At 68.2% G+C, this 26498-nt stretch carries 24 protein-coding genes; 5 read left to right on the forward strand and 19 right to left on the reverse strand.

All coding sequences use genetic code 11. The features are described 5' to 3' along the window. Positions 1–33 precede the first annotated feature (33 nt). Positions 34–1245, forward strand: coding sequence for a fatty acid desaturase family protein (locus ACLQ3C_RS08190; protein ID WP_425704552.1), 1212 nt, complete (start codon positions 34–36; stop codon positions 1243–1245). Between the two features lie 17 nt (positions 1246–1262). On the opposite strand, the gene ACLQ3C_RS08195 is transcribed toward ACLQ3C_RS08190, so the two are convergent. From ACLQ3C_RS08195 to ACLQ3C_RS08250, 12 genes are all read right to left on the reverse strand, one after another. Next, positions 1263–2528, reverse strand: a complete 1266-nt coding sequence (locus tag ACLQ3C_RS08195; RefSeq protein WP_425704553.1) for an MFS transporter — start codon at positions 2526–2528, stop codon at positions 1263–1265. Next, the gene (locus tag ACLQ3C_RS08200; protein WP_425704554.1) at positions 2525–4303 is read right to left on the reverse strand and encodes a dipeptide ABC transporter ATP-binding protein; all 1779 of its coding nucleotides are present in this window, start codon (positions 4301–4303) and stop codon (positions 2525–2527) included. The genes ACLQ3C_RS08195 and ACLQ3C_RS08200 overlap by 4 nt, the downstream gene beginning before the upstream one ends. After that, entirely contained in the window at positions 4300–5184 is an 885-nt protein-coding gene (locus ACLQ3C_RS08205) for an ABC transporter permease (RefSeq protein ID WP_425704555.1), read from the reverse strand. The genes ACLQ3C_RS08200 and ACLQ3C_RS08205 overlap by 4 nt, the downstream gene beginning before the upstream one ends. Then, positions 5181–6143: an ABC transporter permease gene (locus tag ACLQ3C_RS08210; RefSeq protein ID WP_425704556.1), complete on the reverse strand. Its 963-nt coding sequence runs from the start codon at positions 6141–6143 to the stop codon at positions 5181–5183. The genes ACLQ3C_RS08205 and ACLQ3C_RS08210 overlap by 4 nt, the downstream gene beginning before the upstream one ends. 2 nt (positions 6144–6145) lie before the next feature. Further along, complete coding sequence (locus ACLQ3C_RS08215; RefSeq protein ID WP_425704557.1) at positions 6146–7885, reverse strand: ABC transporter substrate-binding protein; 1740 nt, start codon at positions 7883–7885, stop codon at positions 6146–6148. A gap of 179 nt (positions 7886–8064) precedes the next feature. Further along, positions 8065–9387, reverse strand: coding sequence for an NtaA/DmoA family FMN-dependent monooxygenase (locus ACLQ3C_RS08220; RefSeq protein WP_425704558.1), 1323 nt, complete (start codon positions 9385–9387; stop codon positions 8065–8067). 50 nt (positions 9388–9437) lie between these two features. Further along, on the reverse strand, positions 9438–10502 hold the full coding sequence (locus ACLQ3C_RS08225; protein ID WP_425704559.1) for an LLM class flavin-dependent oxidoreductase: 1065 nt from the start codon (positions 10500–10502) through the stop codon (positions 9438–9440). 52 nt (positions 10503–10554) lie between these two features. Beyond that, entirely contained in the window at positions 10555–11586 is a 1032-nt protein-coding gene (locus ACLQ3C_RS08230; protein ID WP_425704560.1) for an aldo/keto reductase, read from the reverse strand. A gap of 56 nt (positions 11587–11642) precedes the next feature. Further along, positions 11643–12671, reverse strand: a complete 1029-nt coding sequence (locus ACLQ3C_RS08235) for an aldo/keto reductase (RefSeq protein ID WP_425704561.1) — start codon at positions 12669–12671, stop codon at positions 11643–11645. 34 nt (positions 12672–12705) lie between these two features. Further along, a complete protein-coding gene (locus ACLQ3C_RS08240) occupies positions 12706–13953 on the reverse strand; it encodes an acyl-CoA dehydrogenase family protein (RefSeq protein WP_425704562.1) in 1248 nt (415 codons plus the stop codon). After that, positions 13950–14864 (reverse strand): LLM class flavin-dependent oxidoreductase, encoded by a 915-nt coding sequence (locus tag ACLQ3C_RS08245; RefSeq protein WP_425704563.1) that lies wholly within the window; start codon positions 14862–14864, stop codon positions 13950–13952. The genes ACLQ3C_RS08240 and ACLQ3C_RS08245 overlap by 4 nt, the downstream gene beginning before the upstream one ends. Next, positions 14861–16114, reverse strand: a complete 1254-nt coding sequence (locus tag ACLQ3C_RS08250; protein ID WP_425704655.1) for an LLM class flavin-dependent oxidoreductase — start codon at positions 16112–16114, stop codon at positions 14861–14863. Before ACLQ3C_RS08250 ends, ACLQ3C_RS08245 begins: the two co-directional genes overlap by 4 nt. A gap of 286 nt (positions 16115–16400) precedes the next feature. On the opposite strand from ACLQ3C_RS08250, the gene ACLQ3C_RS08255 reads away from it, so the two are divergent. Then, entirely contained in the window at positions 16401–17492 is a 1092-nt protein-coding gene (locus ACLQ3C_RS08255; RefSeq protein WP_425704564.1) for an LLM class flavin-dependent oxidoreductase, read from the forward strand. A 12-nt stretch (positions 17493–17504) separates the two neighbouring features. On the opposite strand, the gene rsgA is transcribed toward ACLQ3C_RS08255, so the two are convergent. The 4 genes from rsgA to ACLQ3C_RS08275 all read right to left on the reverse strand — a co-directional run bounded on the left by rsgA (position 17505) and on the right by ACLQ3C_RS08275 (position 20568). Further along, entirely contained in the window at positions 17505–18551 is a 1047-nt protein-coding gene (gene rsgA / locus ACLQ3C_RS08260; protein WP_425704565.1) for a ribosome small subunit-dependent GTPase A, read from the reverse strand. After that, on the reverse strand, positions 18548–19813 hold the full coding sequence (gene aroA / locus ACLQ3C_RS08265; RefSeq protein ID WP_425704566.1) for a 3-phosphoshikimate 1-carboxyvinyltransferase: 1266 nt from the start codon (positions 19811–19813) through the stop codon (positions 18548–18550). Before aroA ends, rsgA begins: the two co-directional genes overlap by 4 nt. 60 nt (positions 19814–19873) lie before the next feature. Continuing rightward, positions 19874–20260, reverse strand: coding sequence for a VOC family protein (locus tag ACLQ3C_RS08270; RefSeq protein WP_425704567.1), 387 nt, complete (start codon positions 20258–20260; stop codon positions 19874–19876). 65 nt (positions 20261–20325) lie between these two features. Next, positions 20326–20568 carry a hypothetical protein gene (locus ACLQ3C_RS08275; RefSeq protein WP_425704568.1) on the reverse strand — a complete coding sequence of 81 codons (243 nt, stop codon included), beginning with the start codon at positions 20566–20568 and terminating at the stop codon, positions 20326–20328. Between the two features lie 142 nt (positions 20569–20710). Between ACLQ3C_RS08275 and ACLQ3C_RS08280 the strand changes: the two genes are divergently transcribed. Then, positions 20711–21208: an NUDIX domain-containing protein gene (locus ACLQ3C_RS08280; RefSeq protein ID WP_425704569.1), complete on the forward strand. Its 498-nt coding sequence runs from the start codon at positions 20711–20713 to the stop codon at positions 21206–21208. On the opposite strand, the gene ACLQ3C_RS08285 is transcribed toward ACLQ3C_RS08280, so the two are convergent. The 3 genes from ACLQ3C_RS08285 to ACLQ3C_RS08295 form a co-directional block, all read right to left on the reverse strand. Then, positions 21209–21967, reverse strand: a complete 759-nt coding sequence (locus ACLQ3C_RS08285; protein WP_425704570.1) for an SGNH/GDSL hydrolase family protein — start codon at positions 21965–21967, stop codon at positions 21209–21211. A gap of 80 nt (positions 21968–22047) precedes the next feature. Then, positions 22048–22809 (reverse strand): SDR family NAD(P)-dependent oxidoreductase, encoded by a 762-nt coding sequence (locus tag ACLQ3C_RS08290; RefSeq protein WP_425704571.1) that lies wholly within the window; start codon positions 22807–22809, stop codon positions 22048–22050. Between the two features lie 50 nt (positions 22810–22859). Further along, positions 22860–24641 (reverse strand): acyl-CoA dehydrogenase, encoded by a 1782-nt coding sequence (locus ACLQ3C_RS08295; protein ID WP_425704572.1) that lies wholly within the window; start codon positions 24639–24641, stop codon positions 22860–22862. Between the two features lie 135 nt (positions 24642–24776). On the opposite strand from ACLQ3C_RS08295, the gene ACLQ3C_RS08300 reads away from it, so the two are divergent. Continuing rightward, positions 24777–25367, forward strand: coding sequence for a TetR/AcrR family transcriptional regulator (locus ACLQ3C_RS08300; protein WP_425704573.1), 591 nt, complete (start codon positions 24777–24779; stop codon positions 25365–25367). Between the two features lie 121 nt (positions 25368–25488). Then, positions 25489–26406 carry a hypothetical protein gene (locus ACLQ3C_RS08305; protein WP_425704656.1) on the forward strand — a complete coding sequence of 306 codons (918 nt, stop codon included), beginning with the start codon at positions 25489–25491 and terminating at the stop codon, positions 26404–26406. The last annotated feature ends 92 nt before the right edge of the window (positions 26407–26498 follow it).

The raw sequence follows: 26498 nt of genomic DNA on the forward strand, positions 1-26498 counted from the left end.
CCCCCGCGCGCGACGGGGGCATACTGGTTACCGATGGCAATCACCGACATCAATGAATACGCCCACCTGACCGACGCCGACGTAGAGGCGCTCGGTGCCGAACTCGATGCGCTGCGCCGGGAGATCGAGGCCGATCGGGGACCGCGCGACGTCCGTTACCTGCGCCGGACCATCGCCGCCCAGCGTCTGCTCGAGGTGGCCGGTCGGGTCGCCCTGTTCGGCAGTCACCGGCGTTCGCTGTGGCTTGTGGGCACCGGGGCGCTCTCGCTGGCCAAGATCATCGAGAACATGGAACTCGGCCACAACGTGATGCACGGGCAATGGGATTGGATGAACGATCCCGAAGTCCATTCGACCACGTGGGAATGGGACATGGTGTGCGCGTCGCCGCACTGGAAGCATTCCCACAACTACATCCATCACAAGTACACCAACATCGTCGGCATGGATCATGACGTGGGCTACAAGATCCTGCGCGTGACCCGCGACGAGCCGTGGGAGCCGCGCCGGGCGTTGCAGCCGCTGTTCAACATCATGCTGGCCGCCACCTTCGAGTGGGGGATCGGTCTGCACGACCTGGCCCTCAAGGAAGTCATCGCCGGCGACAAGCCCCGCGAGGTCGCGATCCCGCAGATCAAGGAATTCCTGCGCAAGATCGGCAAGCAGGTCGCGAAGGATTACGTGCTGTTCCCAGCGCTGACCGGACGTAATTTCCGGCACACGCTCACGGCGAATCTGACGGCGAATCTGGTGCGCAATGTGTGGGCCTACGTCGTCATCTTCTGTGGTCACTTTCCCGACGGGGCCGAGAAATTCACGGTGGAGAGTCTCGAGGACGAGACCCCCGGGCAGTGGTATCTACGTCAGATGCTCGGCAGCGCCAACTTCCGTGCCGGCCCGGCGATGGCCTTGATGTCGGGCAACCTCTGCTATCAGATCGAGCACCATCTGTATCCCGACCTGCCCAGCAACCGGCTCGCCGAGATCTCGGTGCGGGTACGCGAACTGTGCGACAAATACGACCTGCCCTACACCACGGGCTCACTGTCGATGCAGTATCTGAAGACGCTGCGCACCATCAACAAGCTCGCACTGCCGGATCGGTTTTTGCGCGACACCGCCGACGACGCGCCGGAGACCGCGTCGGAGCACCGCTTCGCCGGAATGGATCAGGGCCTCGGCCTCAAATCCGCGATATCCGAGGCACGACGCCGTCGTCGGCTGCGTCGCCGCGCGGGCCACTGACCGGTCGGCGACAACTCTCAGGCACCGACCCGCGTGGCCGTGCGCAACCGGTCCGCGGCGGCGATCCCCGCGACGGCGTGGAGGCGTTCGGTGAAGGCAAACCAGGCCCACAATCCGATCCCGAGCACCGCGGTGCCCGCACCGGCCGCGCAGAGCAGGGTCCAGCCGCCGGTCTGATACGCCCATCCGCCGAACGCCGAGCCGACGACGCCCCCGGCGAAGTAGGCCACCATGTAGGCGGTCGTCAGGCGCGACCGCGCCTCGTCGTTGAGTGAATACACCGCCGACTGGTTCGCGATCTGCAGACCCTGCACGCCGAAGTCGTAGACGAGCAGGGCGATGATCAGCACCAGGACCTGATGTGCACCCGCCCACAACAGAGCCCAACTCGCCAGCTGCACCGACCAGACGCCGTACTGGGTGTGCCGTAGGTAGCCGCGGTCGGCGAGCCGGCCGATCCGTGGTGCGGCCAGCGCCCCGGCCACCCCGGCGAGTCCGAACAGCCCGATCGCCGCGTCGGAGTAGTGATAGGACGATCCGTGCGCACCGGCGAGCAGGAACGCGATCGCGGTCCACATCGCCGAGAACGCGGCCATGTTGAGTCCGCCGAGCAGCATGCGATGCCGCAGCACGTTCTCCGAGCGGATCAGGGTCCAGATCGAGGCGAGCACCTGCGGGTAGGAGGCACGCGGTGCGCGCTCGGCGGGCGTGTGCGGGGCGCGCCACCACACGGCGATGGCCATCACGGCCTGCATCAGCGCAGCGACGACGAGTACGGTGCGCCATCCGCCGGCCTGTGCGATGAGCCCGGCGAGCACGCGGGAGAACAAGATGCCCACGAGCAGACCGCTCATCACCGTGCCGACGACCGCGCCGCGTTCACCCGGGCCGGCGACGGCCGCGGCCCACGGGATCACGACCTGAGCTGCCGACGCCGACACCCCGACCGCGAAGACCAAGACCATCAGGACCGCATAGTTCGGGGAGGCCGCAGCGATGCCCAAGGCGACGCATGAGATCACCAGCAGTCCACAGATCAGGCGCCGTCGGTCGAGGAAGTCGCCCAGCGGCACCACCAGCGCCAGCCCGATCAGATATCCCACCTGGGTGAGCGACACGATGAGACCGGCCGCGGTGGTGGACACCTTCAGGTCACTGCCGACCTCCTGCAGCAGGGGCTGGAGGTAGTACAGGCACCCGGCCGACGAGCCGGCGGTCACCGCGAACAGGAGAACCACGACGCGGCTCAGGCGTGCGGAGGCAGGGGGATTCGCCGAAGTCATGCCCTCCATGGTGCGTGCGCTGGGCCCGTCGATGATGGTGGGCGACGGGTTGCGATGGTCACACCTGTGACATTGGCGGGTATCGCGGCGAGCAGTTCACGTGTGTACGGGTCGCCGGGTGAGTCGAACACCTCCTCGACGGAGCCATGCTCGACCACGGCGCCGTCCTTCATCACCGAGACATCCCCGCCGAGAAGACGGACGACTCCGAGATCGTGCGTGACGAAGACATAGCTGAGGCCGAACTCGGCCTGGAGGTCGATCAGCAACTGCAGGATCTGTGCCTGCACGGAGACGTCGAGTGCGCTGACCGCCTCGTCGAGTACCACGATCTCGGGATTGAGTGCCAGCGCGCGCGCGATCGCCACGCGCTGCCGCTGGCCTCCGGACAACTCCCGCGGCAGCCGTCGTGCGAATTCGCGGTCGAGTGCGACGGCGTCGAGCAACTCGTGGACCCGTTCGGTCCGTTCGGCACGGCTGTCGTGGATATCGAAGGCCGCCAACGGTTCGGCGATGAGGCGTTCGACCGTGAACCGCGGGTCGAGCGAGGTGTACGGATTCTGGAACACGAACTGGAGGTTGCGCCGCAGATCCCGCAGTTCCCGGCGGCCGGCGGAGGTGACCTCGACGTCGCCGACCGCGACGGTACCGGAGTCCGGGGCGATGAACCCGGCGATGATGGCGGCGAGGGTCGACTTACCGGCGCCGGACTCGCCGACGATCGCATGCGTCGTCCCGCGCAGCACGGTGAGGTCGACGCCGTCGAGCGCGCGTAGTTCGTGTCCGCGACCGCGACCCGGGGCGCGGTAGGACTTCGTGAGGTTCTCGGCCACCAGTACCGGCCGCGGCGGTGACACCGAGCCTGCCTGCTTCCGAACCACGGTGGGGGTGAGCCGCTTGCGGTGGCGACCGGGAGCGGCAGCGAGCAGGCGTCGGGTGTAGTCGTCGGTCGCATGCTCGGTGATGTCGGACGGCGTTCCGCCGTCGACGATCCCGCCGTTGCGCATCACCAGGATCCGGTGTGAGCGTTCCACCGCCACCCCGAGATCGTGGGTGACGAGCAGAACCCCGAGGTTCAGCTCTTTCCCCAGCGTCGCAAGGTGATCCAGAATCTTCTTCTGCACCGTGACGTCGAGGGCGCTCGTCGGTTCATCGGCGACGATGATCTTCGGTTCGCCCGACAGCGCGATCGCGATCAATGCGCGTTGTTTCATCCCGCCGCTGAGTTCGTGCGGGTACTGCTCATAGACCCGCTCCGCGTCGGCGAGCCCCGCGGTGCGCAGACTCTCCAAAGCCGCGGTGCGCCACCGGGCCCCATGCAGACGAGCGCTGCCCTTGCGGGTGCCCTTCGGCTCGTTGAACCGCACGGCATCGGCGACCTGTTGCCCGACCTTCTTGACCGGATTCAGCGAGGTGTTCGGATCCTGTGGGATGAAGCCGACAAAGTTGCCGCGTACCAAGCCCATTCGACGATCGGTCCAGCCGGTCACGTCGACATCGGAATAGCTGATCCGGCCGTGTGTCACGCGGGCATTCGCCGGCAAGAGCCCGAGCGCGCCGAGCACCACCGACGTCTTGCCCGACCCCGATTCGCCGACGAGGGAGACGAATTCGCCCGCTTCCACGGTCAGTGACACATCCTGGACCGCCGGAGTCCACCGACGGCCGGTCTGGTACTCGATGCCGAGCCCGGTGATCGTCAGGAGTGGATGTGCTTCGGGTGCAGGCGCTTCGGTGGTCTCGAGTTCTTCGGCCGGCGCCGAGGTCTGGGTCATACCGCCTGTCCTTTCCGGAACGACACACTGATTCGATGGGTCGCGATGACGACGACCGCCAAGGCGATTCCGGGCATGATCGACACCCACGGATACTGCGAGATGTAGTCGCGTCCCTCGGAAACCAGTAGTCCCCACTCCGGTTGGGGTGGCGGGGCGCCGTAGCCGAGGAACCCGAGTCCGGCGACGGCGAGGATTGCGGTGCCGATCTCGAGGGCGGCGAGCGCGAGAACCGAATTCATCGAGTTCGGCACGACGTGGCGCACGACGATGGCCATCCGTCCGACACCGAGACCTGCTGCGGCACGGACATAGTCGCGCGACGCGACGCCCAACACCTCGGCGCGCATCACGCGGGCGAAAGCGGCGATCGACGAGATACCCACGGCCAGTGCGATGTTGTAGGTCGAGTAGCCGAGCACCGAGACCATCACCATGGCGAGCAGCAGATTCGGGATCGCCAGCGAGACATCGGTCAGGCGCATGACCGCCGTGTCGATCCAGCCGCCACGGAATCCGGCCGCGAGGCCGATCGCCGTGCCGGCGCCGAACGCGATCACCACGGCCAGCAGCGTCGCCATGATCGTCGTACGGGCGCCGAACACGGTACGCGCGTAGAGGTCCCGGCCGAGGCGGTCGGTCCCGAACAAGTGGTCGGCGCTCGGGCCGAGGAAACTCGCGTCCGGATTGCCGTCGTAGGGACTGTAGTGGGTGAACAGGTCGGGGACCAGCGCCCAGCCGAGTGCGATCACGACGATGATCCAGGCGAGCACGAGGACCGGTTTGCGGAGCAGATCACCGGCGCGACTTCGGACACGCGCGGCGGCGACGTGGCCCCCGGCCCGAAACCGCAGGGCACCGGGCAGATCGACAGAGGTCATACCGTCACGCCCCGTCCGGTCGTCGGAACCGCTGTGCGCAGCCGCGGATCGAGGATCGGGTACACGAGGTCGACCACGAGGTTGATGACGGCGAACGACACGGCGACGAACATGACCAGGCCCTGGACGAGCGGAACGTCGAGTGTGCTGATCGCCGACTGGGTCAGCCGGCCCACGCCGGTCCGCGCGAACACCGTCTCGGTGATGACCGATCCCGCGATCAGGTTGCCGAAGGTGACGCCGGCGATGGTCAGCGCGGGCAGTGCGGCATTGCGGAACACCTCGCGGGAGAGGATGTGGGCGCGGTCGGCGCCCTTGGCCCGGCTGGTGGTGACATAGCCTGCGTGGAGTTCCGTACCGAAACTGCGCACCAGGAGTTGCGCGATCGGGCCGGAGACGGGGATGGCGAGCGAGACCAGCGGCAGGACGAGGCTTCGCCATCCGTCGTCGCCGAAGGCCGGGAACCAACCGAGCCGGAACGCGAAGACCTGCAGAAGCAGGATGCCCGAGAGGAAGACCGGGACCGACACCGCGGCGGTGGGCAGCGCCTCGATGAGCCCGCGGAGCCATAGGTGTCGGGTGGAGGTCGCGACGACCGCGATCACGAATGCGATCACCACGGCGAGCAGCAGCGCGCTCAGTGCCAGCACCAAGGTCTGCGGAACCACCTCGGCGATCGAGGTGGTCACCGATTTACCGGATTGCACCGAGTTCCCGAAGTCCCCTCGCAGCGCATGGCCCAACCGGGACAGATACTGCAGCAGCACCGGCTGATTGAACCCGTAGTTGTCGCGGACCTGTTCTTTCACCTCCGGCGGCACGGTGTTGATCGTCGCCGGGTCGAACAACAGATCCACCGGATCGGCGGGGATCACGAACAGCAGGATGAAGGTGACGGTGAAGGCAGCCCAGGCGACGAAGACGGCCCGGCCGACCTTCTCCAGGATGTATCTCGTCATACTCAGCCTCCGGCCCGGGTGTCGTTGCCGCTGCCCTTCCAGGCACCGACGAAAGTGTTGCGGGATTGCGCGTCGAAGAGGATGCCGTGGACCCCGGGAGAGTGGGCGATCACCTGCGAGGGGTTGTACACCGGATTCACCAGCGCATACTTCTGCAGGAGCAGATCCTGTGCGGCCCTGGTGTATTGGGCCCGCTGCTGCGGGTCGAGGGTGGTCTCGATCCGGCCGAGCGTGCTGGTCAACTCGGCCGGGTCGATTCCCGGTGCCCCGGAGCCCACGTAGGAGCCGTCGCCGAGTTCGGGGCTGTACTGCAGGTTGAGGACCGAGGGGTCGTTCCGGGACCGGTTGGCCGCCACGATGTTCCAGTCGGTCTTGGCCTTCGCCTGTTGGGCGGTGTAGTCGGGAATCGGCACCACGGTGAGCTTCAGGTCCACGCCGATCTTCTTCAGATCCTGCTGGATCGACTCATACGCCGGTGTGTTCACCACGAGATTGTTGATGCCCAGCAGCTTCACTTCGAGGCGCTTGCCATCCTTGACCCGGATGCCGTCGGGTCCCGGATGCCACCCGGCGTCGTCGAGGATCTTCTGTGCCGCCTGCGGATCATGGCGCAAGACCGACGAACTGTAGTCGGCGTAGCCGGGCACCGAGGGCAGCAGAACCGAGGTCGCCACCGAATACGACGGCGTCAGGACGGTCTTCTTCAGCGATTCCCGGTTCCAGCCGAGTTGGATCGCCTTGCGGACGGCGATGTCGTTGGTCGGGAACAGCTGTGAGTTGAAGTTAAAGAAGATCGCGGTTCCCGACACCGGTCGCGAGGTGATCGAGAAACCTTGTGACGACAGCGCCTTCTCATCGGTGGTACCGATATCGAGACTCGCATCGATGGCTCCGGAGGTCAGAGATCCGGTGCGCACGCTCGCCTCGGGAATGGATCGGAAGACGATCTTGTCGAGGTAGGCCTCACCCTGGTGTTTGAGTGCAGGCGGAGCCCAGTCGTAGCCGGCGCGGCGCACCAGCACCGTCTCCACCTGGGGCTTCCAGCTCTGGTACACGAACGGTCCGGTGCCGACGACCTTGGTGGCGTCGGCCGACCGCTGTGTTGCGCTCAGCCGCAAGGTGTTCGGCGAGAGGAAGCCGGGACCGGCGTTCGCGGTGAACGACACCGCCTGCAATGCGCTGGCCAGGGGGTGGGCGAAGCGCAGTCGCACGGTGTGGCTGTCGATGACGTCGGTGCCGAGGAAGCCGGGGAACAGGGTGGCGCCGTTGGGGGTGATGCCCAGCGCCGGGTCGCCCTTGATGTACTGGTCGTAGTTCGCCTTGACCGCCTGCGCGTCGAACGGGAGACCGTCGCTGAAGGTCACTCCCGGACGCAGCGTGAACGTGAATTCGGTGAGCTGCGGGTTGTACGTCCACGACTGCGCCAGCCACGGTGTGACCTTGCCGGTGTCCGGGTCCTGCCACAGCAGTTTGTCGGTGATGTTGCCGGCGATGAGCGACTCCGCGTAATTGGTGCCCCACTGGGGATCCGGGCTGCGCTGGTAGTCGATGAGCGCGAAGTTCAGGGTTCCGCCCCGCACGGGGCGGCCGTCGCCCCCGGACGCCGTGTTGTCCGATCCGCCCCGGGTCACGACGACGCCGACGACCACCGCGATCACCACCGCGAGGGCACCGACGACCCACGGCCATCGTCGGCGTCGTGCGGACTCGGACTGCTCGATCGAACTTCGGAGGTCTGACATCGTTCACTTTCGGAGAATGAGGTTGGTTCGGTGCCGCCGACGTGGTCGGGGAGAACGCCGGCGAAAACCGTTGTCCGGCAGCACGATGATGGTCGCCGAGGGCGTCGCGGAACACCTTTGCGCCCACCGTGATCGCAGCGCGGTCACCTCGACGCCGGTCGGGTGACCCGGGGGCTCGGCTACGCGCTGTGGGCGGACGCCAGGGTATCGGTCACCTGCCCGGCGGGTGCGGCGAAGAGCCGTTCACGCAGGGTGCGGTACGGATAGGACTGCTGGAACAGGTTGCGCGCCTGCAGGATCGGTACGACGAGCGTGGCGAAGTTCTCGAAGTCGACCGCGGTGTCGGCCGGCATGATGGTGAATCCGTCGGCGGCGCCGGCGGCGAACCAGGCCTCGAGATCGTCGGCGACCTGCTCTGGTGAACCGACGAGCAGGCGGTGCCCCGAACCACCAGCCCCGCTCTCCACGATTCGCCGCGGCGTCGTGGGTCCCTGCGCGATCAGCGCCCGGGTCGACGCGCCGAACCCGGTGGAGAAGGCCGCCGCGGGAAGCGTGTCCGGCAGGTCGGCCGCGGAGAGCGGGTCGTCGGGACCGAAGGAATCCGGCGGCAGGCCGAGATTGCCCAGCAGGGCACGGGTCAGCCGCTCGATGGGCAGGGTCGCGAACAGCTCCGCCGCCCGCTCTTGCGCGCGCTCCGGCGTTTCGGCGACCAGGACGACCACTCCGAGGGAGACCTTGACGTCGTCGGGCCGGCGTCCCGCCAGGGCGGCGCGCCGGCGGATGTCGTCGCGGAACCCGACCGCGGTGGCCGTGGTCTGCGCGACCGTGAACACCATGTCGGCGTACTCGCCGGCGAGTACGCGTCCGCCCTCTGAGCCACCGGCCTGTACCACGATGGGGCGTCCTTGGGGTCCGGCGGGAACCGGGAGCGGGCCGGCCACCGAGAAGAACTCCCCGTCGTGGTCGATGGCGTGGATTCTCGCCGGGTCCGCATAGCGGCCGGTCGACTTGTCGGCGACCAGCCATTCCGGCTCCCACCCGTCCCACAGCCCGGTGACGACTTCGAGGAATTCGGCGGCCCGGCGATATCGCGTCTCCTTGTCCGGATGTGCGCTGAGTCCGAAATTCGCTGCGGCGTGGGGTGTTCCGGTGGTGACGAGGTTGACGGCGGCCCGGCCCTTCGTCACGTGGTCGAGCGCCTGGAACCGGCGGGCGAGATTGTAGGGAGAGTTGTAGGTCGTCGAGCTCGTGATGACGACACCGAGGTTCTCGGTGACCGCGGCCAGGTTGCCGAGCAGGACCAGCGGATCGATCCCGGTGCCCGGTGCTTCCTCGATCTCTCCGCGCAACGCCGGCCCGTCGCCGAGGAACACCGCATCGATCGCGGCGGCCTCGGCGATCCCGGCCAGCCGCTGGAAATGATCGATGTCGAGATATGCCGTCGGGTCCGCGTGCGGCAGTCGCCAGGCCTGTCGGAAGTGGCCCGGTGTCATCAATGACATCGTGAGATGGAAGGGCATCGTGGTCTCCGGATTGCCGAATGTCGAGATGGTCAGGATGAAAGCGCCGCGGACACTGCTGGTCTCGCCTGGTTGGCGGCCGGCGACCACCCGAGTCGCGGTGCGAGTTCGCGTTCGGTGGTCTCCAGGAGTCGCAGGTGTTCGTCGTGATCGGGAACACCGGGGACGAAACTGACGAGCAGATCGGTGGCGCGGCGCAGCGCGGGATCGGCCGCGAGTTGCGCGGCCAGCGACTCACTCGGCCCGAGGAGGGCGTGATCCGAGCGCAGATAGTCCTCGACCGTCTCGGTGTGCCGCGTACCGCCGGTGGTGCTCCAACTCTGCCAACGACGCACGCCGGGCGCGACGAGCCGGCGGGCCTCGTCCGGATCGGGGTGCGGATACACCGCTCGTGACACCTGGACCCGGGGCGGGCGGTCGGCGTCGCGCCAGGCCGCACGGTAGGCGTCGACGATGCCGGCCTGCCGGTGCTGGGCGTCGGTGATCGTGCCGCCCTGCCAGGCGGTCGCCCGGGACAACTGCAGGCCGTCGCCGGCGCGGGCGGCCCGCACCGCCGCGTGCTCCGCGTGCTCGGGGCTGCTCGTGGTGGCCTGCCAGAGTCGTGTGCGCACAGCGTCTCCCGGCGGATGGAGGACCTCGCCGAGCTCGTTGACCGGTCGGCCCGCCAGGACATCGTGCAGGCGTGCCACCGACTCGTCGAACAAGGCGTGGCGGTTGTCGATGTCCTTGCCGAACGCTTCCCACGCGCCCGGGAATGGTCCGGAACCCACCCCGAGTTCCAGCCGCCCGCCACTGATCTCGTCGAGCGACGCGGCATCCTCGGCGACCTTCAGCGGATCCTCCAGCGGCAGCACGAGTACGCCTGTGCCCAGCCGTATCCGGGTGGTGTGTTCGGCGATCGCCGCCAGTAGCACCAGCGGCGCCGAGACATGTTCACGGCCCTGCCGGAAATGCCGCTGGATGACCCAGCCGGAGTCGTAGCCGAGCCGTTCGGCGGCGACGAAGAGTTCGATCGCCTCGCGGTAGGACCGGGCCGGGGGAAGATCGCGGTCGAGGTGGAGCAGGAAGCCGAGGCGGAACGGGCGCCCGTCGGGCACGCCCGCCCCGATCCCCGGGTGGTGCGGGTGCGAGGTGTGATCTGGCGGCATGTCAGAGCTTCAGGCCGGTGCCGTGCACACCGTGTTCGTCGATCACAGCCAGGTCGTCGTCGGTCAGCTCGGGGAATTGCAGGGCCGCCAGATTGTGGTCGAGCTGCCAGCTGGAGCTCGCACCGATCAGCGCGCTGGTGACCTCCGGGCGGCGCAGCACCCATTGCAGCGCAAGCTGTGCCAGCGACTGCCCCCGCGACTCGGCGAGCTTGTTGAGCCCGGCGGCGCGCTGCCGGTAGGTGTCGTCGATGACGTCGGGGGACAGGAAGGTGCTGTTGGTGGCGCGGGCGCCCTCCGGGATGGCCTCGAGGTACTTGTTGGTGAGCAGACCTTGGGCCAGGGGCGAATAGACCACGAGACCGAAACCGTCGTCGCCGGCGACGTCGAGGAGGTCGTTCTGCTCGATCCGGCGGTCGAAGATCGAATAGCGCGGCTGATGCACCAGCAGCGGCACCCCGGCCTCCCGCAGCAGACCGGCCGCCTCGTGCGCCCGATCGGGAAGGTAGTTCGAGAGGCCGACGTAGAGGGCCTTGCCCTGCTCGACGGCCGACACCAGCGCGCCGACGGTCTCCTCGAGTGGTGTGGACAGGTCGGGGCTGTGGCTGTAGAAGATGTCGACGTAATCGGTCCCCAGGTCCCGCAGACTGTGCTCGAGCGATGTCAGCAACGACTTGCGGGAACCGCCCTTGAGGTAGGGGCTCGCCCCGATCGGGTTGCCGGCCTTGGTCGACAGGATGATCTCGTCGCGATACGCCGCCAGGTCCGTGGCCAGTACGCGCCCGAAATTGTGCTGGGCGGCCCGGTGCGGCGGACCGTAGCGGTCGGCGTTGTCGAAGTGGGTGATGCCGAGATCGAAAGCGTGCAGGATGATCTCGCGCTGCGTCTCGAACGGGTAGTCGGTGCCGAACTTCTGCCACAGTCCGAACGAGAAGGCGGGCAGGTCGAGTCCGGAGCGCCCGGCACGGCGATAGGGGATCGATTCATAACGTGAGTCGCGGGCGATGTAGGGGGTGTTGACGGGGTCATGAGTCATGGGAGAACGTTCCTTTTCGGCAGAGGTTGGGTGGGTTCAGTGTGTTCGGCCGTGGTTCACTCTGTTCGACGCAGTGCCGCGGGCTGTAGCGACGGGGTGTCGCGCCCGGTGTCTCGTTCCAGGAATTGTGTTCCGGGATCTACGATCTCGTCGACGCGGTCGAGGATGTCGCCGGACAGCGACACCGTCGTCGCCTTCACATACGCCTCGAGGTGTTCCTGGGTGCGGGGGCCGATGATCACGCTGCTGATCGCCGGATGGTTGAGCGCGAATGCCACCGCGAGCTCGATGAGGGTGAGGCCGTTGTCGGCGGCGAGTTGCCCGAGTGCGTCGGCTGCCGCGAGTTTGCGTTGATTGTGTGCGGCGGTGATGTCGAATCGGCCGGGGATGAGTTCTGCCCGCGCCGACTCGGGTTGGTCGCCGCCGACCCGGTACCTGCCGGAGAGCCATCCCGCGGCGAGCGGGCCGTAGGACAGAACGCCGACCCCGAATCGCCGGGTGACCGGCAGTACCTCGCGTTCGACCCCGCGGACCAGCAGCGAGTAGGGCAACTGCTCGGTGTGCGGAGCGATCAGCCCGTATTTCTCGGCGAGCCAGTGCGCCTCGACCTGCAGATGTGCCGGGAAGACCGAGGTCCCGTAGTAGCGGATCTTGCCCTGGGTGATGAGCCCGTTCAGCGTCTGCAGCGTCTCGAGCAGGCTGGTGTTCTCGTCGGGCCGGTGCGCCTGGTAGAGGTCGATGTGATCGGTGCCCAGGCGCCGCAGACTGTCCTCCACGGCCTGGATGATCCACCGGCGCGAGTTGCCTGCGTGCCGGGGATCGTCACCGATCTGATTATGGAATTTCGTCGCCAGAAAGATGTCGTCGCGACGGTCTTTGATCGCTTTGCCGACGATCTCCTCGGAGATGCCCTGGGCGTACACGTCGGCGGTGTCGATCGAGGTGATCCCGGCCCCGATCGCCGCGTCGATGATGCGCAGGCTCTCGGCCTCGGACTGCCACCGGCCGAAGTTCATGGCGCCCAGGGTCAACGGGGTGATCGGCACACCGGTGCGGCCCAGGGTGCGGGTGGTCTCGATGGTCATCGATTGCCTCTCGGAGGTGATGTCGGGGACGAGGTCAGAACAGACCCGTCGTCGGGGGTTCGGCGCCGGTCAGGTGGTAGGCGCCGGCGACCGCGGACTTCCACTGGCGCGGATTGTGGTTGGCGGCGGTTCGTGCGTTGCGCCAGTGGCGATCGAATCCGTATTCGCGGTCGGTGATCGAACCGCCACCCACGTCGAAGACGAGTTGTGTTGCCTGCAAGGCGGATTCGATCGCGACCACACCGGCCTGCGCCACGGTGACCGCGGCGGCGGCCCCAGCGGTACGGGCCTGCGCGCCCGACCGGCCCCGGACCCCCTGCAGGGATTCGGCGCCGAGCAGGACGACGGCCCGCGCGGCCTGCGCGCGGGACGCGATCTCGCCGACGGTCTCCCGGACATAGGGGTCGTCGGTGCTGTCGGTGGCGCTGCTGTGCTTGATGGGACGGGCGCGTTCGCGGACGAACCAGACCGCGTCGTCGAGTGCCCGGGCGGCGATGCCCGCCTGCACTGCGGCGAGATAGAGCTGGGCGAACGACCCGAGCCACGGGTTGTCCGGCTGGGCGTCGTCGATGATCACGACCTCGTCGTCGCCGACGTGCACGTCGTCGAGGCGGGTCGAGCCGCTTTGTGTCAATCGCTGTCCGACGGCATCGAAATCGTCGAGCCGGTTCACGCCGCGGCGATCGGTGGGGATGGTGAACCGCAGGGTGGTGCCGTCGTCGGTGACCGCCGATGTGGAAAAATACGAGGCGTAGAGTCCGCCGGTCGAGTAATACTTGCGGCCGTTGACGACGTATCCGCCGTCGACGCGGCGGGCGGTTGTCGTGACGCTGCCGCCGGCACCGCCGTTGCGCTCGTTGCCGGTGGCGGAGAACAGCGCGCGGGCTCGCAGCCGGCCGAGGTTGACCGACCGCAACGGCAGGTCCGGGCGGCCGGCAATCTGATTGGCCAGCAAAAAGGTGCCCCGTAGTGCTTGTGCCACATTGGAATCCGCGCGGGCGATCTCGATGACGAGATCGGCGACGTCGCGGATGGTGCCGCCGGCACCGCCGTCGTCTCGCGCGATCCCGGTCAGGGCGATGCCGGCGTCGGCCAGCGCGCGGACATCGTCGAAGGAGTAGTCGCGGGTGCGTTCGCGGCTCCCGGCGGTGGCGCCGATGCGTTCCAGGATCGGTGCGATGGCCTCCCGGATGCCCTCGACGGTGAGAGGATCGCCGGCTTCGTCGATTTCGGGGGATTCGGCCCGAGGCGTCGGCCGCGTTGCGGGGTCGGTGGCCGTCATCGGTGCGCCGCCACGATCTCGCGGTGGTGCAGGGCCGTCCGCAGGGTGGTGTCGGGTGCTTGTGCGAACAGCGGCACGATCTCCTGAATCCGATCGATCGTCGCCGCCACGTCGGCGCTCGCGACGAGGACGGCGCCGTCGGCGGCGCCGGTGTCTGCCCAGCCGGCCACCGTGGCGACCGGCGTCGTGGCGTCGAGCCGGGCCGACAACGCAATGTCCGAGCGGCGGCGATGATGCCGACCGGCCGCGTCGGCGAGTTCGGCGGCGGCGTCGGCGAGTCGGCCGGCCGGCACGATCACCGCGTCGGCGATCGCGGCGACCCGATCCCAGCCGAGGAGGCCCGGGTCGGCGGCGAAGAGCGGCGGTCTGCCCTGCGGCGAGGACGGACCGTCCAGCGGGCCGGCCACCCGATAGAACGCACCCTCGTGATCGATCGGCCGGATCAGGGTGTCGTCGGCGACGATCCCGGCCCGCTGATCACCGCGTAATGCGTTCGCCGGAAACGACTCCCACAGTTCCGTGAGAATCTCGGCGTACTCACTCCAGCGATCCTCGGGCGAGGCCGCGGGCCCGGGCGCCACCGCGTCGCTGACCTCGTCCCCGCCACCGGGACGCAGGAGCAGCCCGGTCCGGCCACCGGTGGCGCGGTCGAGTGAGAGGATGCGCCGCGCCAGATTGTAGGGGGCGTTGCCGGTCGTCGGTGCCTCGATCACGTAGTGCAGCCGTTCGTGGCGGGCCGCGAGGTGGGCGCCGACGACGGACGGATCGATCCCGTGGCGACCCGCGGTGGCGTCGGCGATCAGGAGTCCGGTGGCACCGAGATCGTGGGCCGCCGCGGCAATCGACTCGGCGTCCTCGAGAGACAGCTGCCCGGGCGACTCGCCGACCGAGATCTCGATGATCACCCTCATACTGCGCTCTCCTGTCGGTTGTCGGCCACCGGATGCGCGCTCGCCCGCGGTGCCGCCGGAAGACCGAGCCCCAGGTGGTCGCGCAAGGTCGTGCCGGTGTATTCGGTGCGGAACAGCCCGCGCCGCTGTAGTTCTGGGACCAGGTGATCGGCGAAGTCGTCGAATCCGGATGGCAGCACATCGGGCATGACATTGAAGCCGTCGGCCGCGCCGTGGACGAACCAGCGTTCGATGTCGTCGGCGACCTGTTCGGGGGTGCCGACGACGATCCGGTGGCCGCCACCGCCGGACAAGATCTTCAACAGTTGCCGCAGGGTCGGATTCTGCCGCTGGATGATGTCACGCACGACGCGGTAGAACGTCTGCGATCCGCCCGCGTCGTCGGGTTCGGGCAGCAGGTCGCCGGGGATGGGCTCGTCGTCGGCGAGTCCGTCGAGAGAGAACCCGAGCTGACCGGCGAGCCGGGCGCGCGCATAGGCGTCGGGCAGCAGGTCATCGAGTTGTTCGCGGCGTGCCCGGGCTTCGGCCTCGGTGCTGCCGAGAACCGTCGAGAGTCCCGGCAGGACCACGACCTCGTCCGGATTGCGTCCGAAAGCTGCGGCGCCGCTGCGCAATTCCGACCGGAAGGTGCTGGCTTTGTCGATGTCCTGCTCGGCCGAGAAGATCACCTCGCCGACCTGTGCCGCGAGCCTCTTGCCGTCGCTCGACCCGCCGGCCTGCACGATGACGGGCCGGCCCTGCGGCGATACCGATCGGGCGCGCGCGTCCCACGTCGCGACGACCTGCTCGACCACCCGCGCGGCGCGTCGGTAGCGAAGTGCGTGGTCGGGTTCGTCGCGGTGACCGAAGTTACGTGCGGCTGCGGCGCCGGCGGTGGTGACGACGTTCCACCCGAATCGCCCGCCGCTGAGGTGATCGAGATCGCCGAGCCGGCGGGCCAACTCGGCGGGGTCGTTGTACGACGACGACAACGTCCCGATCAGTCCGATCCGCTCGGTGCGGGCCGCGATCCGGGCCAGCACGGTCGTCGGTTCGAGGTTGTTGCCCGGTCGGTGCCGCACGCTCGGATCGAGCACGGGGCCGTCGGCGAGGAACACGGCATCGAGGGCGGCGCGTTCGGCCTTCGCCGCGATCGACGTGTAGTGGTCGATCGAATAGCTCGCCAGTCCGTCGGTTCCGGGAAGCCGCCAGGACCCACCGAACACACCGGCATTGAGGATGTTGACGTTGAGATGCAACTGTCGGGTCACCAAAAAGTCCTCGTCATCATGGGAGGTCGTCGCCGTACGCGGCCAGATCGGGTCCGCCGCGTCGGGGCCGCGAACACCTCGAGCAGTCAACCAGCCGGACACCGGCGCGTCACCCATTCGGTTCATGGTGAACACAAGCAGCGCAACGGCTTTGTCTCTCCGTAGCTTTACCTCGGTGCCGGGCGGCGTCGGGCACCCACGGTGACCGCGGCCGGAGTGCCGGCCTCCCCGCACGGCGGACATCGGTGATGGTCCACTGACACGGAAAGGATGACACGGAAGGCGTATGAGTTCCGAATTCCTTTGGTACATACCGAATCAGCTCGACCCCGGGCATCGGGGTGATGATCGCGTCGACGGACACAACAGTCTGGACACGCTCACCTGGCACGCCACCGCCCTCGAGAGGTACGGATGGAAGGGTGCACTGATCGGTACCGGCTGGGGGCGGCCGGACACCTTCACCGTCGCCACCGCGCTGGCGGCCCGCACGACGACGTTCGAACCGTTGATCGCGGTCCGGCCGGGTTACTGGCGGCCGGCGAACTTTGCGGCATCGGCGGCCGCACTCGATCACCTGACCGGCGGCCGGGTGCGGGTCAACATCGTCTCGGGCAAGGACGACCTCGGTGCCTACGGCGACACCGATGGCGAACAGGCCGACCGGTACGCCCGTACCCGGGAATTCCTCCAGCTCGTTCGGCGACTGTGGACCGAGGAGAACGTCACCTACCGGGGTGAGTACTTCCGCGTCGAGGACTCGACCGTGGTGCCGCGGATCGAGGTCCGGGACGGGCGTACGCATCCGGCCCTGTACTTCGGTGGCGCCTCGGCGGCCGCGGAGCGGGTGGCCGCCGCCGAGGCCGACGTCCAGTTGTTCTGGGGCGAACCGCGCGACGGGGTCGCCGAGCGCATCGACCGCCTCAAGGCGTTGAGTGACGAGGTGGGGCGCGTGCACCGGCCCCTCGAATTCGGCCTGCGGATCACCACTCTCGTGCGGGACACGACGGCGCAGGCATGGCACGACGCCGAAGCCCGGGTGGCGCAGATGGCGGCCCGGTATGCCGATTCCGGCGGGGTCGACGAGCACGGTCCGCTACCGCACAACCGGCACCGGCGGGCCGCGGTCGGGCAACAACGCCTCTATGACCTCGCGGCGCGTGGGGAGGTGCTCGACGACAACCTCTACACCACGCCGGGCCGATACGGCGGCGGTGGCGCCGGATCGACCTGGCTCGTCGGCTCGGCGCAGGACGTCGCCAAGTCGCTGCAGAGCTATCGCGACCTCGGCATCACGCATTTCGTGCTGTCGGACACGCCGTATCTGCGTGAGATCGAGCGGCAGGGCACCGCGCTGCTCCCACTCCTGCAGGACTGATTCGCGCCGGGGCTACTCGCGTGGTGGATCGTCGACGGGCGGGGTGCCGGTCTCCCCGCCGCCGACGGCGATCAGCAACCGGCGCACGGCCATGGCACGGCGATGCGATGCGCCGGTGAGGTCGTCGAGTGCGCACTCCGGGTCGGCCGGCGGACCGAGATGAGTACAGCCGCGCGGACAGTGCTCGATGGCCGTACGCAGATCATCGAAGGCGTCGACGATGTCGTCGGCGCTGACGTGGGCCAGCCCGAACGACCGGATTCCGGGGGTGTCGACGACCCAGGACCGCCCGTCGTGATCACCGGGCTGTTCGGGGAGGGCCAGCGCCACCGACTGGGTGGAGGTGTGACGTCCCTTGCCCACCCCGGAGACCACGCCGATCGCCCGATCCGCTTCGGGCACAAGCCGATTGACCAGGGTGGACTTACCGACGCCGGAATGTCCGATCAGGGCGGTGAGATGTCCGGTGAGCAGCGCGCGGACGTCGTCGAGCCGATCGTCGCGCCCGGCGCGCACGATGGTGAGGTCGAGTCCGTCGAATGCCCCGGTGAACTCGGTGGGATCGGCGAGATCGGACTTCGTCAGGCAGAGAACGGGTTCGAGCCCGCCCACATACGCCGCGGCCAGCGCTCGCTCGACGAAGCCGGTGCGTGGGGGCGGGTCGGCCATCGCGGTGACGATGAGCAGCCGGTCGGCGTTGGCGACCACGATCCGTTCGTAAGGATCGGTGTCGTCTGCGGTGCGCCGCAACACCGTCCGGCGTTCGTCGACCCGAACGATGCGCGTCAGGGTGTCGGGCCGGCCGCTCAGATCGCCGACCACCCCGACGTTGTCACCGACGACGACGGGGGTGCGCCCGAGTTCGCGGGCGCGCATCGCGACCAGCAGGCGGTCCGGGTCGCCGGCCAATGCGCAACCCCAGCGGCCACGGTCGACCGAGACCACCATGGCGGTTTCTGCATCATCATGTGCCGGACGGGTTTTGGTGCGCGGACGGGTGCCCTTGCCCGGGCGGACCCGGACGTCGGATTCGTCGTAGCTGTCCGTGCGACGACTCACAGGTGGCCGATCATCCTCTGCCACATGCCCGGAAAGTCCGGCAACGTCTTCGCGGTCGTCTCGATGTCGTCGACCTCGACCGCCGGCACCCGCAGACCGATGATGGCACCGGCGGTGGCCATCCGATGGTCGGCATAGGACTGCCAGGTCCCCCCGTGCAGAGCCGCCGGCCGGATGATCAGGCCGTCGTCGATCTCGGTGACATCGCCACCGAGGCGCCCGATCTCGGTCGCGAGCGCCGCGAGCCGATCGGTCTCGTGCCCGCGCAGGTGCGCGATCCCGGTCAGCCGTGACTCGCCGTCGGCGAGCGCGGCGAGTGCGGCGACCGTCGGGGTGAGTTCGCCGACCGCACGCAGATCCCGGTCGATGCCGGACAGTCGCAGCGGCCCCCGGACGGTGAGCGTGCCATCCAGAAGTTCAGTGGTGCAACCCATTTCGGCAAGGATGTCGGCGATCTGGGCGCCCGGCTGGGTGGTGAGAGCGGGCCAGCGCGGCACGCTCACCGCGCCGCCGGTCGCGGCGGCGGCCGCGAGAAACGCGGCGGCGTTGGACAGATCGGGTTCGATCGCCCAGTCGACGGCGCGGATGACCGACGGGCCGATCGTCCAGGTGTCGGGCACGGTGGTGTCGACCTTCACCCCGGCGGTGTCGAGCATCGCGACGGTCATCTCGATATGCGGCATGGACGGTACCGGGCCGCCGACGTGTGAGACGGTCAGGCCCTCGTCGAATCGGGCCCCGGTGAGCAGGAGCCCGGAGATGAACTGCGACGAGCCGGAGGCGTCGATGGTGACCTGGCCGCCGCGGACCGATCCCGTGCCGGCCACGGTGAAGGGCAGCGAATCGCCGTCGATGGTGACACCGAGGGATCGCAGCGCGGCGAGGATGGTGGCCAGCGGCCGCACCCGGGCCTGCGGATCGCCGTCGAAGGCCACCGGTCCCGTGGCCAGCGCCGCCATCGGGGGCAGGAACCGCATGACGGTGCCGGCCAGCCCGCAGTAGATGTCGGTGCGGTGCATGGGACGCGGCTCGATCGAGACCGTCGTCGGGTCGGCGGCGTCGACCCGGATCCCGATGCCCAGGCCCGTCAGCGCCGCCAGCATGAGATTGGTGTCGCGGCTGCGTAAGGTACCCGTGATCGTCGACGGTCCGTCGGCGAGCGCTGCCAACAGCAGTGCGCGGTTGGTGATGGACTTCGAACCGGGCAGCTCCACCACGGCATCCACCGGCCCGGAAACGGTGGGTGCCTTCCAGGTGCTCATGGGCTCCAGTCTGTCATGGCCCGGCGCGATCACCGCGGTGGTGGTCAGCGGCGGTTGTGGTCAGCGATTGTCCAGGCGGAGCGGGTGCGCCTCGGGGACCTCGACGACGATCACCAAGCGGCCGTCGGTGTCACGGACGTGCATCTCGACCAGGCCCCACGGCTCGGTCAGCGGTTCGCGTTCGATCTCGACATGGGCGGCGCGCAATTCCCGCGCGGCGGCGGTCGCGTCGCGCACCTGCAACCAGAGCACACCCGAGGGTTCGATGGTCGCCTCGAGATCCGAACTCATGTGCCCGGGCACCTCGATCAACCCGTTGCCTGCGTAGAAGACGATGCCGCCCGGGTACTCGCGGGCGATCGCGAGGCGCAGCTGGTGGCGATAGAAGTGTTGCAGCGCCTCCGGGTCACGTGAGCGGAGCAACACCCGACTACTGAGGACCTCCATGATTCGTGTCTACACCGCTACTCGGCGGTCAGCCCGCGCTCTGCGTGCCCGGCGCGTCGCGGGTGTCACTGGCCTTCGGTTGTGCCGTCCGTGCCGCCGAGCGCGTGCCCCCGATAGGGATCGTTGCCGTGGCGTCCGGCCTCGTAGATCGCCCTCTCTCGGGCGATCCGGTCGGTCTCACCGATCGGTGTGGCATCGCCGAAGGCGAACGCGGACTCGTGCCGATACTCGTGCGGGATGTCGGGATCGTCGGCGGGTGAATCGTCGACCGGGGTATCGGGCTCCTCCGGCTGCGGGCTGTGCGGCATGTGTCAACGATACGGCGGCCGGCAACACGGCGGCATGGCAACACGACGGCATGGCAACGCGGCGGCAGCAACACGGCGGCGAGCCGACGGTGATCGACGTCCTTCTGCGGCCTCGTTGCCGGGCCCAGGGGAGAATGTCGGGGTGACGCCGCGAACTCCCCTCATCAGTGCCGGACTCCTCGTCTACCGATATGTCGATTGCGGCGAGCCGCGTGACGTCGAGGTGCTGATCGTCCATCCGGGCGGTCCGTTGTGGGCCCGTAAGGACGATGGCGCATGGTCGATCCCGAAGGGGCTCGTCGAACCGGACGAGGACCACCTGCCCGCCGCGAGGCGCGAATTCGCCGAGGAGCTCGGGCAGAACCCGCCCGACGGTGCGGTCATCGCACTCGGCGAGGTGCGGCTCAAGAGCGGAAAGCGGGTCGTCGCCTTCGCGGTCGAGGGCACACTCGACGTCTCCGACGTGGTGAGCAACACCTTCGAGATGCCGTGGCCACCACGGTCGGGGCGGTTGCAGAGGTTCCCGGAAGTCGATCGGGCGCAGTGGTCTACGCCCGACGATGCCCGCCGCAAGCTGAACCCGGCGCAGGCGGGGTTGGTGGACCGGCTGGTGGATGCGCTGCGGGCGGAGACCCGCTGATCAGCGAATTCCGGCCGGCGCCACCGATATCCAGATCGGATACTTGGCGACGCGCTCATCGCCGGACGATCGTTTGCGGAGTCGTCGCATCACCCACGGCAGCAGGTGTTCGGTGGTGAACCGCAGATTGCCGACGAATCCGTCGGCATCGGCGCCGGCCGTGGGACGTTCGGGACTCTGTGCGGGGACGCCGAGCCCGCGCAGGATCAGCGACGCCGCACGCCGGTGCCCGACCGAATTGAGGTGCAGCCGGTCGGCCGACCAGTATCCGGCGCGCCGGATCTCGGTGTCGTGGAACAGATCGATGAACTCGACGTCCTCGGATTGGGCGATGGTGGCGATCTCGTTGGTGAGGTACTCGCCCCGGTGGCGCAAGGTGTCGCCGAAGGGCAGCCGGTCGGACGGATCGGCGCCGGCGAGCAGCACCACGCGGATTCCGGCGTCGCGGCAACGGCGCACCGCGGCGCGGGTCAGCTCCACCAGCGCGGTGAGATCTCCGGTGCGCAGCATGTCGTTGCCGCCCCCGTTGAGGGTGACCATCGTGGGCAGCGGATCGAGGGCGAGTGCGGCGTCGATCTGATCGGTGACGATCGGTTGGAGAAGCCGCCCGCGCACCGCGAGATTCGCGTAGTCGATCCCGTCGTGCGCGGCGGCGAGGCCTTCGGCGACGAGGTCCGCCCACCCGCGCGGGATGTCGGGACCGGTGGGTTCATCCCCTACACCTTCGGTGAAACTGTCGCCGATTGCCACGTATCGCACTGCCTGATTTTGCCTTTCGCTATCGGAGATATGCTTTGCGCCTCCGGCCGGCGGGTCTCGATGTGCCGGCCTGCGGGCTGCTATGTGATGGTGATGCCGCCGTCGACGGCCAGTGTCTGGCCGGTGACGTAGCCGCCCGCCGCCGACGCCAGCCACACTGCGGTCGCCGCCAGTTCGGCGGGGTCACCTGTGCGCCCCAACAACATTCGCGGCTTCTGTGACTCGAGGTAGCCGTCCTGGTAGCCGTCGGTCATCTCGGATTTGAAGAATCCGGGGGCCAGGGAGTTGACGCGGATGCCCTTGCGTGATCCCCACTGCTGCGCCAGGTCCCGGGTGAGGCCGATGACGCCGGCCTTGCTCGCGGCGTAGGCGGCCTGCGGCAGGTATGCGGTGGTGATGCCGAGGATCGAGGAGATGTTGACGATCGAACTGCCGGGCGCCATTACGCGCGCGACGGCCTGTGCCATCCAGTACGACCCATAGAGGTTGATGTCGATGACCTTGCGGAACTCCTCGGGTGTTTCGCGGGTGGCCGGGACGGCGGTGCCGACCCCGGCGTTGTTGACGAGGACGTCGACGCGGCCGAAGGTCTCCATGGCGGCGGCGACGACCCGCTCGCAGGACTCCGGGTCGGAGACGTCGGCCGTCACCGACAGCGCCTTGCGTCCGGTCGCCTCCACCTTGGCCGCGGTGTCGGCGAGCCGGTCGGTGCGCCGGGCGGCCAGAACGACGTCGGCGCCGGCCTCGGCGAAGGCGATGGCGAACGACACGCCCAGACCGGACGAGGCCCCGGTCACGATGACGACCTTGTCGGTCAGGGAGAACATGTCGAGCACGGTCACAGCGGGAGCTCCTTCGTCGGGTGGCAGATCATGATGGTCGCGGGGGTGGGCTACAGCCAGGACGGGTCGGTGTCGAGGGTGGTGCGGTCCAGTGCTGCCAGCAGCTCGAACTGCGGCCCGGTCTTGGGGAGCTCGTAGCGGTAGAAGTACTGTGCCGCAGCGCGTTTGCCGTCATAGAAGTCGCCGGTCTGCGTGCCGACGGCGAGGAGTTGCTCGAGCCACATCCACGCGATCACCAGGTGGCCGGTGGCCTCGAGGTAGGCGGTCGCATTGGCCAGCGATACCGCTGCGTCGCCGGCCGACCACACCGCCGCAGTCGTGGTGACCAAGGTGTCGACGGCGGCGCGGAGCGTCTGTGCGTACTCCGTCAGCGCGGGGATCGCCGCGGCCGCCTCGATCGTCTCGCCGATGGTCTGCGCCAACAGGGTGAGTCCCGCGCCGTCGCGCATGATCACCTTGCGGCCCAACAGATCCAGTCCGTGGATGCCGTGCGCGCCCTCGTGGATCGGGTTCAGCCGGTTGTCGCGGTAATACTGCTCGACGGGGAATTCTCGGGTGTAGCCGTAGCCGCCGAGTACCTGGATCGCGAGGTCGTTGGCCGCCAGACACCATTGCGACGGCCAGGATTTGGCGATAGGGGTGAGTACATCGAGCAGCAGGCCCGTCCGGGCCTGCTCGGCGTCGTCACCGGTTTGCTGGAGATCGACCAGCTTGGAGCAGTACAGGCCCAACGCCAGCGCGCCCTCGACATACGACTTCTGTGCCAACAGCATTCGCTTCACATCGGGATGCTCGACGATCGGCACCGGCTTGCTGGTCGGGTCCTTGTGGCCGGCCGGGCGGCCCTGGGTGCGGACCTTGGCGTACTCCAGCGACGCCAGGTAACCGGCGTAACCCAGTGAGGTGGCGAGGAATCCGACGCCGATGCGTGCCTCGTTCATCATGTGGAACATGTACGAGAGGCCCTTGTGCTCCTCGCCGACCAGGTAGCCGATCGCTCCGGCAGGTCCCTCGCCGTCGGCGGGGAACGTGCCGTCGCCGAAGTTGAGCAGGCAGTTGGTGGTCGCGCGGTTACCCATCTTGTGATTGAGGCCGACGAGCGCGACGTCGTTGCGGGTGCCGTCGGGCAGGAATTTCGGCACGATGAACAGCGAGATGCCCTTGACGCCCGGCCCGCCGCCCGGCGCCTTGGCCAGCACGAGGTGCACGATGTTCTCGCCGAGTTCGTGGTCGCCGCCGGAGATCCACATCTTGGTCCCGGTGACCCGGTAGATGCCGTCGTCGGCGGGGACGGCCTTGGTGGTGATGTCGGCCAGCGACGACCCGGCCTGCGGTTCCGAGAGACACATGGTGCCGAAGTAGCGGCCCTCGACGACCGGACGCACCCAGGTGTCGAGCTGCTCGGGAGTGCCGTACTCGACGAGCAGGTTGGCGTTGCCGACACTGAGGAACGTGTAGGACGACATGGCGGCGTTGGCGGCCTGGAACCAGGCGGCACTGGCGCGGTTCACGACGGTCGGCAACGCCATGCCGCCGAGGGATTCGTCGAAGGAGCCGGCGACCAGGCCCGCCTTCAGGTACTCGTTGATCCCCGAGGTGATCTCCTCGGGCAGAACCACCTTGCCGTCGTCGCCGACGTAGGGCTCCTGGGTGTCGCCGAGCCGGTTGACCGGGGCGTAACGGCTGGTCGCGATGTCGGCGGAGAGCTCCAGGACCGCGTCGAAGGTCTCGCGGGAGTGCTCGGCGAAGCGCGGCCGCTCGGTCAGCGATTCGACGTCGAGCCACTCGTAGAGCAGGAACTCCAGGTCGCGGCGGGACAACGGTTCGGCCATGACACTCCATTTCGTCCAGCGTGTGCATTCGGCGGGCGCACAGCGTTCGCTCAACTTGTGAGCACTTGCTTATAATGCCTCTCGGGGCCGTTGGCCGTCAACATCTTCGGACTGCACGGAGGATAGGTGAGAGCGGTGGCTTCGACGCGTGCGACGGAATCGGCTGCCGCGCAGCGTATCCGGGAGGCGGCGATCGCGTCCTTTGCCGAGTTCGGCTACGCCGGCACGTCCACGCGGCAGATCACCGCGCGGCTGGGCATGAGCGCGGCCGCGATGTATCCGCACTTCAGCTCCAAAGAAGAGTTGCTGTATTCGATCGCCCTGGTGGGCCACCAGTTGGTCAACGAGGCGATCGATGCCGCCGACGACGTGTCCGCACCGTATCCGGAGCGCCTCGGTGCCGTGGTCGCGGCGTTTGCCGGATGGCAGGCCCGCCACCATCAATTGGCCAAGGTCGTCCAATACGAGCTGGCCGCGTTGAGCGCCGCACATTTCCGCACGATCGCCGCCCTGCGTCACCAGACCACGTCGATCCTGGCGTCGATCATCGACGGTGGGGTGGGCGCCGGCGCGTTCGCCATCGATGACGCCGACGACGTGGTCCTCGCGATCTCGTCGCTCTGCGTCGACGTGTGCCGCTGGTTTCCCAGCCGCACCCATCGTGATCCGGACGAACTCGGCGCCGCCTACGCCCGGATGGCGCTGCGGATGGTGCGCGCCGTCTGATCTGTGGGCTGACTCCGGCGATGTGTGTCCTGCAGGACGCACAAACGCTGAGTGGACTCCGAAACGGGGGAATATGCCCAGTGACGGAACCGGCGGGGGTCGGCGCCGCGTCCAACTCGACATGGACAGACTCCCCGCGGATGCGCACGGACTCATCTATCGTGCGGCGGCGACTGCCGTCGGCTTCACCGACGACGATCTCGCCCGCGCCGTGCGCCGTAAACAGATCGTGCGGGTCGTTCGCGGCGTGTATGCCGCGGCGGCGGAGCGTACCCCCGACCAATGGCATCGTCTCGCCGCGCTCGCGAGCGTGCGGTCGGGGACGTCGGATGCGCCGCTGAGTCACCAGAGTGCGGCGGTGATGCACGGCCTCGAGATGCTGGAGCCGAATCTCCGGCGCGTCCACCGAACGGCGTCGGGCGGCGGTTTCCGGTCGTCGTCGGTGCATTGCCATGTCGACGAGGTGCCCGACGAGCACATCGACGAGGTCGACGGCGTGGCGGTCACGTCGATCGAATACACCGCGGTCGACGTCGCCTGCAGTGCAGGTGATTTCGCGAAAGCCCTGGCTGTCTTCGACTCGGCGTTACGACGCGGCGCCGACCGCGACACGTTGACGTTGCTGCTGGTCCGACCACGACGCGGCGTCGGTCGGGCTCGGCACGCCCTACATTTCGCGGACGGCAGCGCGGAGAACCCGGGCGAGTCGTGGAGCCGGGCTCAAATGATCGAGGCCGGGTTGCGCCCGCCGCAACTGCAGCACAAGTTCTATGACGACCACGGAAACTTCGTGGCACGTACGGACTTCGACTGGGATGGCTTGCTCGTCGGTGAATTCGATGGCTACATCAAATATCAGAAGTTGCTGAGGCCGGGCGAGGACGTCACCACGGTCGTCTTGCGCGAGAAGGCCCGGGAGGACGCGCTGCGCGCCATGGGCATCATGGTGATTCGCTGGATCTGGGACGATCTCCGCACGGGCCGCGTCGTCGCGAAGGTCCGTCACTGGCTGGTCCACCTGAAGTTGATGGCCGCCTGAAGGCCGGCGAACCTGTGTCGACTCGGGGAATGTGTGTCCTGCAGAGCACACAAGACCCGAATTCGCGCACGGATGGCGTGGCGGTCGGCGCG

Origin of the sequence: Gordonia sp. DT30, from assembly GCF_049844915.1 — a bacterium.
Lineage (GTDB): Bacteria > Actinomycetota > Actinomycetes > Mycobacteriales > Mycobacteriaceae > Gordonia.